The 14,647-nt window shown below is 46.7% G+C and carries 16 protein-coding genes; 7 read left to right on the forward strand and 9 right to left on the reverse strand.

Annotated features, from left to right (window positions below; genetic code table 11):
• Nucleotides 1-14 precede the first annotated feature (14 nt).
• Nucleotides 15-401, reverse strand: coding sequence for a putative zinc-binding protein (locus B3180_RS04990; RefSeq protein ID WP_273017246.1), 387 nt, complete (start codon nt 399-401; stop codon nt 15-17).
• 43 nt (nt 402-444) lie between these two features.
• Entirely contained in the window at nt 445-1,194 is a 750-nt protein-coding gene (locus tag B3180_RS04995) for a Crp/Fnr family transcriptional regulator (protein ID WP_008175395.1), read from the reverse strand.
• 408 nt (nt 1,195-1,602) lie between these two features.
• Between B3180_RS04995 and tusA the strand changes: the two genes are divergently transcribed.
• On the forward strand, nt 1,603-1,842 hold the full coding sequence (gene tusA / locus B3180_RS05000) for a sulfurtransferase TusA (protein ID WP_199493927.1): 240 nt from the start codon (nt 1,603-1,605) through the stop codon (nt 1,840-1,842).
• 18 nt (nt 1,843-1,860) lie between these two features.
• Here the strand turns inward: tusA and B3180_RS05005 are convergent, their stop codons facing one another.
• Both B3180_RS05005 and B3180_RS05010 read right to left on the reverse strand, forming a co-directional pair.
• A complete protein-coding gene (locus B3180_RS05005) occupies nt 1,861-2,352 on the reverse strand; it encodes a GNAT family N-acetyltransferase (RefSeq protein ID WP_271332027.1) in 492 nt (163 codons plus the stop codon).
• A gap of 16 nt (nt 2,353-2,368) precedes the next feature.
• On the reverse strand, nt 2,369-2,968 hold the full coding sequence (locus tag B3180_RS05010) for a DNA-3-methyladenine glycosylase I (protein WP_278358505.1): 600 nt from the start codon (nt 2,966-2,968) through the stop codon (nt 2,369-2,371).
• 93 nt (nt 2,969-3,061) lie between these two features.
• Between B3180_RS05010 and glyQ the strand changes: the two genes are divergently transcribed.
• Together glyQ and glyS are read left to right on the forward strand one after the other, a co-directional pair.
• Nucleotides 3,062-3,982 carry a glycine--tRNA ligase subunit alpha gene (gene glyQ, locus B3180_RS05015; RefSeq protein WP_054489076.1) on the forward strand — a complete coding sequence of 307 codons (921 nt, stop codon included), beginning with the start codon at nt 3,062-3,064 and terminating at the stop codon, nt 3,980-3,982.
• Between the two features lie 13 nt (nt 3,983-3,995).
• Nucleotides 3,996-6,062, forward strand: a complete 2,067-nt coding sequence (gene glyS, locus B3180_RS05020) for a glycine--tRNA ligase subunit beta (RefSeq protein ID WP_278358504.1) — start codon at nt 3,996-3,998, stop codon at nt 6,060-6,062.
• Nucleotides 6,063-6,141: 79 nt separating this feature from the next.
• Here glyS and gyrB read toward each other — a convergent pair whose 3' ends face one another.
• The 5 genes from gyrB to dnaA form a co-directional block, all read right to left on the reverse strand.
• A complete protein-coding gene (gene gyrB / locus B3180_RS05025) occupies nt 6,142-8,559 on the reverse strand; it encodes a DNA topoisomerase (ATP-hydrolyzing) subunit B (RefSeq protein ID WP_054488940.1) in 2,418 nt (805 codons plus the stop codon).
• A 15-nt stretch (nt 8,560-8,574) separates the two neighbouring features.
• Entirely contained in the window at nt 8,575-9,639 is a 1,065-nt protein-coding gene (recF, locus tag B3180_RS05030; protein ID WP_199493924.1) for a DNA replication/repair protein RecF, read from the reverse strand.
• Nucleotides 9,640-9,652: 13 nt separating this feature from the next.
• The gene (gene dnaN, locus B3180_RS05035) at nt 9,653-10,756 is read right to left on the reverse strand and encodes a DNA polymerase III subunit beta (RefSeq protein ID WP_199493923.1); all 1,104 of its coding nucleotides are present in this window, start codon (nt 10,754-10,756) and stop codon (nt 9,653-9,655) included.
• Between the two features lie 30 nt (nt 10,757-10,786).
• Nucleotides 10,787-11,065: a hypothetical protein gene (locus tag B3180_RS05040; protein ID WP_286843371.1), complete on the reverse strand. Its 279-nt coding sequence runs from the start codon at nt 11,063-11,065 to the stop codon at nt 10,787-10,789.
• Nucleotides 11,066-11,120: 55 nt separating this feature from the next.
• Complete coding sequence (gene dnaA / locus B3180_RS05045; RefSeq protein ID WP_286843372.1) at nt 11,121-12,485, reverse strand: chromosomal replication initiator protein DnaA; 1,365 nt, start codon at nt 12,483-12,485, stop codon at nt 11,121-11,123.
• A 404-nt stretch (nt 12,486-12,889) separates the two neighbouring features.
• Between dnaA and rpmH the strand changes: the two genes are divergently transcribed.
• From rpmH to yidC, 4 genes are all read left to right on the forward strand, one after another.
• Nucleotides 12,890-13,024 carry a 50S ribosomal protein L34 gene (gene rpmH, locus B3180_RS05050; protein ID WP_054488948.1) on the forward strand — a complete coding sequence of 45 codons (135 nt, stop codon included), beginning with the start codon at nt 12,890-12,892 and terminating at the stop codon, nt 13,022-13,024.
• Nucleotides 13,017-13,394 (forward strand): ribonuclease P protein component, encoded by a 378-nt coding sequence (gene rnpA / locus B3180_RS05055; RefSeq protein ID WP_224798524.1) that lies wholly within the window; start codon nt 13,017-13,019, stop codon nt 13,392-13,394. The genes rpmH and rnpA overlap by 8 nt, the downstream gene beginning before the upstream one ends.
• On the forward strand, nt 13,346-13,657 hold the full coding sequence (yidD, locus tag B3180_RS05060; RefSeq protein WP_278358502.1) for a membrane protein insertion efficiency factor YidD: 312 nt from the start codon (nt 13,346-13,348) through the stop codon (nt 13,655-13,657). The genes rnpA and yidD overlap by 49 nt, the downstream gene beginning before the upstream one ends.
• Nucleotides 13,654-14,647, forward strand: a 994-nt coding sequence (gene yidC, locus B3180_RS05065; protein WP_286843376.1) for a membrane protein insertase YidC, incomplete at its 3' end; no start/stop codon positions are given. The genes yidD and yidC, both read left to right, overlap by 4 nt.

Here is a 14,647-nt window from a genome sequence, read left to right on the forward strand (position 1 = left end):
CGGGCCGCTGCGATTTACGCGTGGCGGGCAATGAGCTGGTCGGACGAGGTGAGCCTGCGAACTTCGTCGCAGACTTCTTCCACGGCATCTTCGCCGTAGCTCTGTCCATAATGTTTCTTGAAGCCGAAGTCGTAGAGCCGGACATGCTCATCGGGCTCCACACCGATGTTCTCGAGACAGGCCCGGGCACAGTGCAACGGGCAGCCATCAATAACCGTGATCGGGCGACCGGATCTGGCGGTTTTCACCAGGGACGGCACCTTGCCGCCAACGCCCGAGATGCAGGACATTTCGAATTCGCCGGCATGGTCCAGACTTACCGCCACATTGTTGGCCAGCTGCGCCACGTCAGAGCAGCCGGAACACGAGTAAATCAGTGGACGTTGCTTTCTCGATGTCACTTGTCCCCCTTTCCAAAAAGCCTGGAGGTTTGAATGTGATCCGTTACTGGCTGATCTCAATCAGACGCTGCGGATCCGAGATGAACAGTCGGCTGCGGTTGACCCGCACCAGGCCGTTGGCTTTCAGGTCCGCCAGAATCCGGGAGAAAGTCTCCGGCTGCATGGCCAGCCTGGAGGCCACCAGGCACTTGGGTAGCGGCAACTCGACTTCTCCACCCTCATCTGCGCCATTGGGCAGCAGGTCGATCAGGTAGCGGATCAGGCGGTCACGGGCGTTCTGTACGGTCATGATTTCCAGGTCGTGGAACCGGGAAACCGCGCGTTTGGCGTAATGCCGCAGGGCTGCCTGGGCGTATTTCGGGTTGCTTTCCAGCATGTCCTGGTAGGCTTTCACGGGGATCATCAGAACCTCGCTGGATTTCAGGGCCTCGGCGTAGCAGGCATACCGGGGCGGATCGGCATAGATCATGACTTCGGCGAAGCAGTCGCCGGGGGCGATGCTGTCGAGGGTCCGGTCGATGCCAGAGGAGTCCAGGCGGTAAAGACGCAAGCGGCCGGAGATCACGAAGAAGAAATGGTGCGCCGGCATGTCCTGGCGATAGAGCAGCTGGTGATGGCCAAGGCGGATTCTTCGGGATTGCTGGATCAGGTGCTGCAGGTCTTTGCCATTGAGTTCCGAGAACAGTGGATGGCTGCGCAGGGCCTGGAGGCCGTCTTCGTCGTCAAAGGGTTTGTTGACGGCGACGAGCACGGGTTTGGTGTAGCGGGTTTCGGCCGTTTGGGTCAGTGCCATTGGTGTATCCTCTCTGCATATTCATGCATGCGAAATCATGATTTAAATAGTAGAAGGATACTGGGGGAAAATCGCTCCCCCCATGGGGGTAGTCGGGGGGTTATTCGGGAGTAATTGATCTAACTCAAAGTGTTTTTTTGCTAACTAATTTGAGTCGAAAAGGCTACCGCTAGGTCTGGCGCCTGGCGCACTGAACATCGAGTACAGACTGGCAGGAACCCCCTTTCCAAAACACGCTCCTTGCGGCACATCCATGTGGCGCTTGACTGCAGCCATCCATGGCTGCAGACAGTTTCTGAGTATTTCCCGCCAACAAACAGCGGTGCAATCCATCACTCCCCCCTCACCTCTTAGTCGCGAAAGTGTTAAACTACTCGCCAATTTCACCTAACGTCTTTTAAAGAAGTCATGACCCAGATTAACTGCGACAAAGAACTCGATACCCTTGGCCTTAAATGCCCGGAGCCCGTAATGTTAGTTCGTGCGGCTATTCGTAAAATGAAGGTTGGTGAGGTATTGCTGATTATTGCGGATGATCCCGCAACAACCCGGGATATTCCGGGCTTTTGCGAGTTTATGGAGCATGAGTTAATGGGCTCTGAAACCGAAGAGATGCCTTACCGCTACTGGGTTAGGAAGGCCCACTAAAAGCCTGACATTCAAGTATCAGGCTTTATCTTTATTTAAATACATTTCCCAGAACTCAGCCTGACCAACTTCACCTAATTCGTAAGGTTCAAAACCAAAGTTTTTGTAGGCCTGCTTGGCACGGTCATTGTTTTCCAAAACTTCTAGAGTCAGCTTCACGCAACCACGGAATTCTGCCAGTGTTTTCACTTCTTCCAGAAGTTTACGAGCAACGCCCTGGCCTCGATATTCCGGAATAACCGCTATGTCGTGAATATTCATTAATGGTTTTGCAGCGAAGGTTGAGAAGCCTTCTACACAGTTTGCAACGCCAACCGGGGTATCACCATCGTAGGCCAGCAAAGAAAAGACATGGTCTCTTTTTGCCATTTCATCTATCAGACTTTCTTTAACTTCATCTGATATGCCTTCACCACCACCCATTGGGTCTTTAGCGTAAGCATCCAACATAGCTATAACGGCATTACGGTGTTTGGGGTTACTATAATCCGCAAGTGTAATTTCTATCATTCGTCCTTCGCTCATTTTACAACGTAAACTGTTTCATTTGCTCAGCAACAGGCTGGTAGCAATGACAGCTGGTAACATGGTCGTTCACCATACCAACTGCTTCCATAAAAGCATAGCAAATGGTCGGCCCGACAAACTTAAAGCCTTCCTTTTTTAACGCTTTTGCCATGCTTTGGGAAGCCTCAGTTTCGGTTGGAATCTCACTTTGCGTCCGATACGCATTAATAATCGGTGAGCCGCCAACAAACGCCCATAGCCATTGCTCAAATCTAACACCTTTCTCTTCTAGCTTTAAAAAGGCTGCGGCGTTAGTGAAAATCGCATCAATTTTCGCCTTGCTACGAATAATATCACGGTTGCTGTACAACCGTTCGCGATCAGCATCACTCATTGCCACAATAGCTTTCGGATCAAAACCCAAAAAGGCTTTCTCGTAGCCCGCTTGTTTGCGCAATATGGTTAACCAGCTAAGACCCGCCTGCTGCCCGTCCAGACACAGTTTGGCGAAGAGTTCTATCGGGTCACGTACCGGCCTTCCCCAGACATTGTCGTGATACGCACGGTAATCGTCAGCAGATTCACACCAGGAACAACGTTCTGGTTCATTATTTGTCATGCCTTCCCCTATAACCAAGGCGCGTCAGAGGGTATAATCTACGCATATTTTTCGACCATTGGTCAACCACAAATAAAAAAGCAGAGAATGCGTATGTCGAAATACGATGTGAAAACCTTTCAGGGGCTTATTCTTGCTCTTCAGGACTACTGGGCTCAGCAAGGCTGTGCCGTGGTTCAGCCATTAGATATGGAAGTGGGTGCAGGCACTTTTCACCCAATGACGTTTTTACGCTCATTAGGCCCCGAGCCAGCCAGTTTTGCTTATGTTCAGCCTTGCCGCCGTCCTACTGATGGTCGTTATGGCGAGAACCCAAACCGATTACAGCACTACTATCAGTTTCAGGTCATTATGAAGCCTTCACCTAAAGACATTCAGGAACTTTACCTGGGCTCTTTAGAAATGCTTGGCTTTGACACACTGACTCACGACATACGCTTTGTAGAAGACAACTGGGAATCGCCTACTCTGGGCGCCTGGGGTCTGGGCTGGGAAGTCTGGCTTAACGGTATGGAAGTCACTCAGTTTACTTACTTCCAGCAAGTCGGTGGTTTAGAGTGCCGCCCCGTGGCCGGAGAAATTACCTACGGCCTGGAGCGTTTGGCCATGTACATTCAGGGTGTGGACAGCATCTACGACCTGGTCTGGACCGACGGCCCTCGCGGTAAGATCTTGTATCGCGACGTTTTTCATCAGAATGAAGTTGAGCAATCAACTTACAACTTTGAATACGCTGACGTTGATGTGCTTTTCCGTCGCTTCGACGACTGTGAAAAAGAGTGCGAACTGCTCATAGAAAAATCTTTGGCTTTGCCTGCGTATGAGCAAGTGATGCGAGCGTCTCACGCGTTTAACCTGCTGGATGCCCGGCATGCTATCTCTGTGACCGAAAGGCAGCGCTACATACTTCGTGTCAGAACCATGGCAAAAGCCGTTGCCGAAGTTTATTACCAGGCGCGCGAAGCTCTGGGCTTCCCTTTAGCCGACAATAAAAACAACCCAGCAGCGAACTAAGGAGAGCCAAGCCGTGCAAAAAGAAAACTTATTAATTGAGCTAGGTACCGAAGAGCTTCCTCCAAAAGCCTTAAAGTCACTGCGCGACAGCTTAAAGTCGGGTATTGAGTCTGGTTTAAAAAGCGCTGAGCTGAATTTTGATAGTATTGAAGCTTATGCCACTCCTCGTCGGTTAGCTGTCCTGGTTAAACAGGTTGAGACCGAGCAGCAGGATAAAGAAGTAGAGAAACGCGGTCCCGCTGTTAATGTGGCTTTTGATGATTCAGGTAATCCGACAAAAGCCGCCGAAGGCTGGGCTCGTTCTAATGGTATTACCGTTGAGCAGGCTGACCGTCTAAAGACAGACAAGGGCGAATGGCTGCTGCATAAGGCAACAGTAAAAGGCCAGGCGCTCGCTGAATTAGTTCAGGGTATGCTGGAAGCCGCCATTAAAACACTACCTATTCCTAAGCCTATGCGCTGGGGTGACAGCACCGCACAGTTCATTCGCCCGGTTCATACACTGACGGTTATGCTGGGTAGCGAGCTCATAAAAGCTGAAATTCTGGAAACTAAGAGCGCTCGTTTTATTCAGGGTCATCGTTTTCATTCTCCTGAAGGTTTTGAGCTTGATCATGTCGACAACTACCTTGAAAAGCTGCGTCAAGCGAAAGTAACCGCTAACTTCGAAGAGCGTATTGAGACAATTCAATCGGAGATCTCACGTCTTGCTTTGGAACTCGGCGGCCAGGTTATTCAGGATGACGAGTTAGTTGAGGAAGTTGCTGCACTGGTGGAATGGCCCGTAGCTTTAACCGCAAGTTTCGATCAGGGTTTTCTGGCTGTGCCAAAGGAACCTCTCATTGTCACCATGAAAGACGACCAGCGTTACTTCCCGGTTGAAGATGGCAAAGGTAATTTATTATCTCAATTCATTTTCATCACCAATATTGAAAGTCGCGACCCGCAACAAATTGTTAAAGGTAATGAAAAGGTTGTTCGCCCTCGCCTGGCGGATGCACAGTTTTTCTTTGAGTCCGATAAGAAAAAAACACTGGAGTCTCGCCTTTCAGCACTGGATTCTGTACTTTTCCAGAAGCAACTCGGAAGTATTGGTGACAAAGCACGTCGCATTTCCGTGTTAGCCGGTAAAATTGCCAACCAGTTAAACGCTGACGTAAAAGCTTCACAAAGAGCCGGCCTGCTGTGCAAAGCTGACCTGGTATCCGATATGGTTTCAGAGTTTCCTGAAACTCAAGGTGTTATGGGTAAGCACTATGCACTTAACGACGGTGAAAGTGAAACTATCGCACAGGCAATTGAGCAACACTACTGGCCTCGCTTTTCCGGTGATGAATTACCTCAAACCAAAGAGGCCTGTGCCGTCGCATTAGCCGACAAACTGGATACGCTGGTCGGAATATTTGGTATTGGCCAGGTACCCAAAGGGGATCGTGACCCCTTTGCTCTTCGCCGCGCAGCTTTAGGTTTATTACGTACACTGGTGGAGCGCGATCTCGCACTCGATTTAAACGAGTTACTGACAGCCTCAGTAGAAGGCTTTGGTGACAAGCTATCCAATAAAACAGTAGCTGCCGACGTATTTGAATTCCTGCTTGGCCGCTTCCGCCCTTGGTATCAGGATCAAGGTATTTCGGTTGATGTTATTCAGTCAGTACTGGCACGATCGCCGTCAAAGCCAACCGACTTCGACCAACGCGTTAAGGCTGTTCAGTCATTTAAATCTCTGGACTCTGCCGAAAGTTTAGCAGCCGCCAATAAGCGCGTTGGGAATATTCTCGCAAAGTCTAAAGAAGAAATATCAGGAAAAGTTGATGAGTCTGTTTTACAAGAAGAGTCCGAAACAGCCCTTTATCGTTTAGTAACGCAAACTGAAAGCGCTATTAAGCCGCTTATTGCTAACGGTGATTATAGTGACGCCCTTACACAATTATCAGAGCTTAAAGAGCCTGTCGATGCGTTTTTCGAACATGTAATGGTTAATGCGGAAGACGATACAGTTCGTGTGAACCGACTTAACTTACTGTTCAGATTACGTCAGTTGTTCCTGGAAATAGCAGACATATCTCTTCTTCAGTAAGTCTTTGATTTAAAAATAAAAAGCCGGTTCATTTTGCATGAACCGGCTTTTTTTATGCCGACATTCTTATGTCTATTAACTAGACGTCGAGGTTAGCAACCTTAAGCGCGTTAGACTCTATAAATGCTCTACGAGGCTCGACCTCATCACCCATTAAGGTGGTGAATAACTGATCCGCGCCAATAGCATCTTCAATAGTAACCTGAAGCATACGACGGGTTTCAGGGTCCATGGTCGTTTCCCACAGTTGGTCAGGGTTCATTTCTCCCAAACCTTTATAGCGTTGAACATAAAGTCCACGCTTAGACTCGTTAATAAGCCATTCAACAGCGTCAACAAAGTGGTTAATTGGTTGCTTTTTCTCACCACGGAGAACGTAGCCACCTTCTTCTACCAGCGAGTCGATTTTTTCGCCAAGCGTCACTATCTGTTCATAGTCTTTCGACATTAAGAACTCGTAGTTAAGTGGGTAATCGGTATCAACCCCATGCTGACGAATGGTTGTTGTCGGCAACCACATTCTGCGTTCAGTATCTTCATGCAAAGAGACAGTATAGGTTGCTGAATCGACTTCTCTGGCTGTTAGGTCATCGTTTAGTGTCTTGACCCACTTGGCCATATAATCTTTGTCTTTCAACCGTTCATCAGTTAGACGAGGCGCGTAGAACAGGCGCTGCAGAAAACGTTCCGGCATACGACGGCTCAGGCGTTTTATATTTTCCTGTGCCATTTGGTAGCCGTTAACCAGCTCTTCCAGCTTTTCACCCGCAATACCCGGAGCGGTTTCGTTAACGTGTAACGACGCGTTGTCCAACGCCAAACTGGTCAGGTAACGAATCAATGACGGATCGTCTTTAATATAGACTTCTTGCTTACCTTTTTTCACCTTATACAAAGGAGGCTGAGCAATGTAGATGTAACCACGCTCAATAATCTCCGGCATTTGGCGATAGAAGAAGGTCAGCAACAAGGTACGAATGTGAGAACCGTCAACGTCAGCATCCGTCATTATAATAATACGGTGATAACGTGTTTTATCCGGGTTGTACTCATCACGACCAATGCCACAGCCCATTGCTGTGATTAAAGTTCCGACTTCAACCGATGACAGCATTTTATCAAAACGTGCTTTTTCAACGTTAAGGATTTTACCTTTTAGCGGCAGTATCGCTTGGTTTTTGCGATTACGCCCCTGCTTCGCTGAACCGCCTGCAGAGTCACCCTCCACAATGTAGAGTTCAGACAGTGCAGGATCTTTTTCCTGACAATCGGCCAGCTTACCCGGAAGCCCCGCTATATCTAAAGCACCTTTACGACGAGTCATTTCACGAGCTTTACGAGCCGCTTCACGCGCCCGAGCCGCATCAATAATTTTATTGATGATAAGCTTGGCTTCACCTGGGTTTTCTAACAGATAATCGGCTAACTGTTCATTCATTGACTGCTCTACAGCCGACTTCACTTCAGAAGAAACGAGTTTATCTTTTGTCTGAGAAGAAAACTTAGGGTCTGGTACTTTAACGGAAATAATTGCAGTTAAACCTTCACGGGCATCATCACCGGTTGCTGAGGTTTTTGCTTTCTTAGTAAAGCCTTCTTTTTCCATATAGGTGTTTAACGTACGAGTTAATGCTGCACGAAAACCCGCCAGGTGAGTACCACCGTCACGCTGTGGGATATTGTTGGTAAAGCAGTAAATATTTTCCTGGAAGGAATCGTTCCACTGCATGCTTACCTCTACACCAATACCGTCTTCTCTTTGAAGCGTAAAGTAGAAAGCTTTTTGATGAATGGGGGTTTTGTTCTGGTTTAAGTAGTTAACAAAAGCGGCAATACCACCTTCGTATTTAAAAACATCTTCACGGTCGTCACGTTCATCTCGCAACCGTATGCCAACACCCGAATTCAAAAATGAAAGTTCTCTCAGGCGTTTCGCCAAAATATCGTAGTGAAATTCAGTATTCGTGAAGGTTTCGTGACTCGGCCAAAAACGAAGCTCAGTCCCTGTTGTATCGGTTTCACCTACAGGTTTTACGTCACTGTCAGGCTCACCCATATGATAAGTTTGCTCGTAAACCTGGCCTTGTCGACGAATGGTCAACTGCAGCTTTTCAGACAGCGCGTTTACAACAGAGATACCAACACCGTGCAAACCACCAGACACTTTATAAGAGTTGTCGTCAAACTTACCACCAGCGTGCAATACGGTCATGATAACCTGAGCAGCTGAAACGCCCTCTTCTTCGTGTATATCAACGGGAATTCCGCGACCATCATCTTTCACACTGACTGAACCATCAGAATGAATAGTAACCATAATTTCTGAACAATGGCCCGCTAAGGCTTCGTCAATAGAGTTATCGACAACTTCAAAAACCATGTGGTGCAGACCCGTTCCATCATCTGTGTCACCAATGTACATACCTGGGCGTTTACGAACCGCATCCAACCCTTTGAGAACCTTGATACTCGATGAACCGTAATTATTTTCTTCCATAGTATTATCTCGATATCATTCGTTTATTACCCCATGTTCCACGTGGAACATTCGAGGTGATTTTTGAAATTTATCCGACAACTGCTTTCCAGTAATTGCGGTGATAAACACTTGTGCGTCTAGATTTTCTAACTCACGACAAAGTAACGCCTGGTTTCTTGAATCAAGCTCTGACGTTAAATCATCGACCAAATAGATGCAGGGTTGCTTTTTAATTTTTTGATAATGCTTCCCTTGCGCTAATTTCAAAGCGGTTATCGCGGTTTTTAGCTGCCCGCGAGATAAGCGATGCTTTACTTCCACACCATCTGCTATCACTTTGATATCTGCCTTATGTGCCCCAACTGAGGTGAAGCCGTATTTCTTATCTTTCTCTGTATGGCTTTCTAAGGCGTCAAATAAACTTTGGCTAGTATCCCAGCCCGATTTTAATCGAACCTCCATTGTAACATCGGAGAGAAAAGATTTCGCTAGTTCTTGTATATAATCATTAAGTTCTTCTAGGTATTTTTCGCGACTTTTACTAATGCGTTCACCATAATAGGCCAACTGTTCTTTCCAGTATTTGTCTTCCCGCACGGGAAGCGAGCGTTGTTTGAGTAAACTGTTTCTTTGTTTAAGCAATTGGGTGTAAGCAACCCAGTCCGAATAAAAAGAATGTTCCACGTGGAACACTCCCCAATCAATAAACTGTCTTCTCTGACCAGGACCCTCTAAAAGAATATCTACAGACTCAGGGGTTAACAACTGTACCGGCACTAAACGGGCAACATCTGACATCCGCTGAACATTCGCACCATTCAATCTTAACGACTGCTCGCCATCACCGCTGCGTCGAACGCCAATAGAGTAATCTTTAGAGCGACAAAATACGGTAAAGCCGCTATTACCCTCTTTAATTAACTGACGAAAACCACCTGGACGAAAAGAACGACCGAAACCGAGTAAATAAATAGCTTCAAGCAGGCTGGTTTTACCGGAACCGTTGTCTCCGGTAATTAGGTTAATTTGAGGACTGGGGGACAAAGCCACTTCCGAAAAATTTCTGAAGTGGCTTAAATTCAATGTCTCAATGAACATTTATAAGGCAGGGTTACAAACGCATGGGCATAATAACGTAACAGCAAGACTCGTCATGCTGAGGTTCAATTAGTGCACTGCTGTTTGAGTCAGACAGAGTAAAAGAAACCTGTTCGTCATCAATGTTATTTAAGACATCTAGCAAATAGCTAACGTTGAAGCCTATCTCAAGATCATCGCCTTGGTAATCGACTTCAATAACTTCTTCCGCTTGTTCTTGTTCAGGGTTTGTCGCAGTAATACAAAGCTCACCACTGCTTAAATTCAAGCGCACACCGCGAAATTTTTCATTTGATAAAATTGAAGCACGGCCAAAAGACTGACGTAAAGCATCACGATGCGCGACCACAACTTTATCACCGCCACTTGGTAAAACACGACGATAGTCAGGAAAACGACCATCTACCAATTTACTGGTAAACACCAGCTCTGGTGTTTCAACGCGAATATGGTTGTTTCCGATAGAAACCGACACTTCCTGATCGTCATCGCCCAAGAGACGAAGTAACTCAACCACCCCTTTACGAGGAACAATAACCTGTCGTTGTGCAAGGCCTGGTTGGTCTATAGCACAAGTGCTCATGGCCAAACGGTGACCGTCGGTTGCAACAGAGCGCAACATGCCATTATCCGTTTCAAACAACATACCATTTAAATAATAACGGACGTCCTGGTTCGCCATTGAGAAATGGGTTTTCTCCATTAGGTCCTTCAATATGGCCTGCTCAGTCACCAAATGGATGTCACTTTTCCAGTCATCGATATTTGGGAAGTCGTCCGACGACAGAGTACTGAGCTTAAACTTACTGCGACCCGATTTAACGGTTGCGCTGTCTTCCTGTGAAGTGAACTCAATTGTTGAACCTTCCGGTAAGCTCCGAACAATATCCAGAAGTTTCTTAGCTGGTACAGTAACTGCTGCATCCATATCTGCAGATTCCAGCGGTACCGAGGAGACCAGTTCAACTTCCAGGTCTGTTCCGGTCAATTTAAGCTGGCCGTTATCTACCTGTAATAACAAATTCGACAAAATTGGTAATGTATGCCGCCTTTCAACAGCACCACTCACAACCTGCAGTGGCTTGAGAAAAGCATCGCGGTTAATTGAAAATTTCATGACTGAGTCCCCTGTTTATAACGACATACCTTATGACGACAACGTTCGAATAAGATTTCTATAGTCTTCTTTTATGTCGTGCTGCGCATCTTTTAATTCTTGTATTTTTCGACNNGGCTGGTCAACGTGCACCGGTGACACCCGGCCCACCAGTTCCACTTCCATATTGGTACCGGTCAGGGTCAGGGTATTGTCCTCGGCCACCAGCAACACGTTGGAGAGCACGGGCATGGTCTGTTTTTTTTCCACCACGCCAGCAATGCTTTGCAGCGGGGTAAGCAGGGATTCACGGCTGATCGTCAGTTTCATGGCACTCAGCTTTCTTTATGTTGGAAGGGTGAATGTTGTTCGCCAACGCCCGGCATCAGGTGGTCAGCAGTCTCATAAAATTCTGATAATCCTCGCGGATGCCCGGATCAGTCTCCTGCAACTCCACGATTTTCTTGCACGCATGCAATACGGTGGTGTGGTCACGCCCGCCAAAAGCATCACCAATTTCCGGTAAACTGTGGTTGGTTAATTCTTTCGCCAACGCCATGGCCAACTGTCGTGGACGCGCTACGGAACGACTCCGGCGCTTAGACAAAATGTCAGCTAACTTAATATTATAATATTCTGCGACTGTCTTTTGGATGTTATCAATAGTGACCAACTTTTCCTGAGCGGCAATTAGGTCACGCAGTGCTTCGCGCACAAAATCGATAGTAATGGGTCGGCCGGTAAGTTGAACATTCGCGACAACCCGGTTCAGTGCACCTTCAAGTTCACGTACGTTTGAGCGTAATCTTTTGGCAATGAAAAAGGCGACTTCGTGTGGCATATGTAACCCACGTTCGTCGGCTTTCCGCATTAAAATAGCAACTCGCGTTTCTAATTCCGGCGGCTCTATAGCAATGGTCAAACCCCAGCCAAAACGGGATTTCAGACGATCTTCTACTCCATCTATTTCTTTCGGATAAAGATCGCTGGTCATAATAATTTGCTGATTACCTTCCAACAGTGCGTTGAAAGTATGAAAGAATTCTTCCTGAGAGCCCTTTTTATTTGCAAAGAAATGGATGTCATCTATTAGCAAAGCATCAACTGAACGGTAGTAACGTTTAAATTCATTGGTCGAACTGTTGCGAATTGAGTTAACCATGTCCTGAACAAAACGCTCTGCCCGAATATAAAACACCTTGGCGTCCTTCTTGTGCGCCATAATGCCATTGCCAACTGCGTGCAATAAGTGTGTTTTACCTAAACCCGTACCACCATAGACAAAAAGTGGGTTGTAAACACCGCCTGGATTCTCAGCTACCTGAATAGCCGCCGCGCGGGCTAGTTGGTTTGACTTACCTTCAACAAAATTATCAAAAGTGTATTCAGGATGAATATTGCTCTCAAACGGTACTTCAGTATCGGCATTACTTGAGGAAAAGTTCGGCGTCTTTCTGCGCGTTGCAGCAGCGCGTTGTTGCGAACTGTTATCTTTTTGTGTTGGCGACGCTTCCCCAACCTTTAAAACAACATTCGGTACTTTGTCATCGCACATCGATTCCAAATACGCATTAATGGTTTTCAGGTATTTATCGCGCACCCAATCGACCGAATAGATGTTCGGCGCAAATAAGGTCAAAGTCTCGCCATTAAGTTTGGCTTGAAGAGGTCTGATCCACGTGTTGAACTGCTGTAACGGTAACTCCGATTGCAGTCGCTCTGCACATTGTTGCCAAAGCGAATTATTCACACTCTTCTCCTGGATCGTTTTTTATTATCATAACCAAAGATTGTACTTCACTCAGTTCATATTCGCTAGTATAAACTGCCTGAAAACGGCATGAATAAAGGAGATAAAAAATAGCCACTGATGGCAGAACTGGCGCATAACTTGCTTGTAATCAGCCACTTTACCAAAACAGAAAAATCATCTAAAAAGTGAATAACTGTTATTTTATCCACATTCTTAATGTTATAATTGCTACAGATTGTGGATGAGATTAATTTAGGTTTTATTGCCTAAAACCGCCTCTTATCATTGACTCAATGCGAAAAGATCGGTAAGATCCGCGCTCTAAAAAATTCCGTTCACGTTTGGTTTCAACTTTTTCGGCCAGCGTGGGAAATAGCAAACTGACCGATGGAATATTAGTTATGAAAAGAACATTTCAACCAAGCGTATTAAAACGCAAACGTGCTCACGGCTTCCGTGCTCGCATGGCAAGTAAAAACGGCCGTAAAGTATTGGCTCGTCGCCGTGCTCGTGGTCGCAAAGTACTGAGTGCATAAAAGTATCTCATATGGAAGGGAGTTACGTCTGTTAACTCCCTCTCATTTCCAGACTGTATTCTCGAACCCTCCTGTAAAAGCCGTTACTGCTCATGTCACTATGTTGGCAACCCCCAATGAGTTAGGGCATCCACGTATAGGCGTTACTGTCAGTAAAAAGCGAGCAAAGCGCGCTGTTGACCGAAACCGCATAAAACGACAGATACGTGAAACATTCCGTTTAAGACAGCACAAAATCCCCGGTTTTGACATTGTAATTATTGCCAAGCAGGGTATTGTCGAGCAGGATAACGCCGCATTACGGGATACGTTGAATTATTTATGGCGAAAATTAGCAAAGCGTTGCGAACAATACCAATCGCGTTCATAAAGGTTTATCAATGGTTTATTAGCCCATTGCTAGGCCCGCGTTGTCGATTTTATCCATCTTGCTCGCATTATGCCTGTGAGGCTATACAAAAACACGGTACAATCCGAGGTATTGGCCTTGCTGCAGTAAGAATTGGTAAATGTCATCCTGCCCACGAAGGCGGTTATGACCCCGTTCCGCCCAGTAAGCAAGAAATTAAGCCAGAAAATAGCAACGAATCCGAATCTTTACTAAAACAGCCAACAGAGACGAAATCACTATGAATTCGCCACGCACGATATTATTTATTGCCTTTTTAGTGGTGTCATTCTTCCTATACCAAAATTGGATGGTGGAGACCGCACCCGGAACAAAAGCAAACGAAACCGCGACAGTAACGCAATCGAGCAATAACACTGAAAACAGCGATGTGCCTTCAAGTGGTTCAGCTGCGGCAGATGTACCGGAAGGTGATCAGCCCGTTGTTAGCCAACAATCAGAAACAACCATTCGCGTTCGCACCGACGTGCTTGATGTCGAAATTGATACTCGCGGTGGTGACGTTGTTTCAACAGAGTTACTTAAGTTCGCCAAAGACTTAGGAACCGAAGAGCGTTTCCAGCTGTTACAGAATAGCTCAAATAACGTCTACGTCGCACAGTCTGGTTTAATTGGTCCGGATGGTATCGATGCAAGCGGTGACGGTCGTCCGTCTTATAACTACGAAAAAGAAAGCTATCAGTCCGAAACTGACGTTATCGAAGTTCCGTTAACCTACACCACGGAAAGCGGCGCAATCTATCGTAAAGTCTTTACTTTCACCCCTGGCAAATACAACGTCGACGTTCGTTTTGAAGTTGAAAATAATACATCAAACGCGCTGAATACTCAGTTTTACGGGCAACTTAAACGCTCCATGGGTACCGGCGAAAGTGGCAGCATGATTATGCCAACCTACTTCGGTGCAGCGTACTCGCATGACGATGACAAGTTTGAAAAGTATGACTTTGACGACATGCTGGATAAAAAGCTGAACGTCACCTCGCAGACCGGTTGGGTCAGTATGCATGAGCACTACTTTGTTTCGGCATGGATACCTGAACAGGGCCAGCCTAACCGCTTGTTCTCACGTGTTGCGAACGGCAGCCAGGCAATTATTGGTGTCATTTACCCGATGACCGAAATTCAGGCCGGCAGCTCAAAAGTCATTGAGTCACAGCTTTATCTGGGTCCTAAAGATCAGGACGCTATGGCGCAAATAGTTGAGCACCTGG

This window comes from Idiomarina sp. UBA4206 (assembly GCF_002383015.1).
Classification (GTDB): Bacteria; Pseudomonadota; Gammaproteobacteria; order Enterobacterales; family Alteromonadaceae; genus Idiomarina; species Idiomarina abyssalis.

Bases quoted from the DNA above. Each gene is read 5' to 3' on its own strand.
- B3180_RS04995 (WP_008175395.1), bottom strand. From the start codon at position 1,194: ATGGCACTGACCCAAACGGCCGAAACCCGCTACACCAAACCCGTGCTC.
- tusA (WP_199493927.1), top strand. From the start codon at position 1,603: ATGACCCAGATTAACTGCGACAAAGAACTCGATACCCTTGGCCTTAAA.
- B3180_RS05005 (WP_271332027.1), bottom strand. From the start codon at position 2,352: ATGATAGAAATTACACTTGCGGATTATAGTAACCCCAAACACCGTAAT.
- B3180_RS05010 (WP_278358505.1), bottom strand. From the start codon at position 2,968: ATGACAAATAATGAACCAGAACGTTGTTCCTGGTGTGAATCTGCTGAC.
- glyQ (WP_054489076.1), top strand. From the start codon at position 3,062: ATGTCGAAATACGATGTGAAAACCTTTCAGGGGCTTATTCTTGCTCTT.
- gyrB (WP_054488940.1), bottom strand. From the start codon at position 8,559: ATGGAAGAAAATAATTACGGTTCATCGAGTATCAAGGTTCTCAAAGGG.
- recF (WP_199493924.1), bottom strand. From the start codon at position 9,639: ATGTTCATTGAGACATTGAATTTAAGCCACTTCAGAAATTTTTCGGAA.
- dnaN (WP_199493923.1), bottom strand. From the start codon at position 10,756: ATGAAATTTTCAATTAACCGCGATGCTTTTCTCAAGCCACTGCAGGTT.
- rpmH (WP_054488948.1), top strand. From the start codon at position 12,890: ATGAAAAGAACATTTCAACCAAGCGTATTAAAACGCAAACGTGCTCAC.
- yidD (WP_278358502.1), top strand. From the start codon at position 13,346: ATGGCGAAAATTAGCAAAGCGTTGCGAACAATACCAATCGCGTTCATA.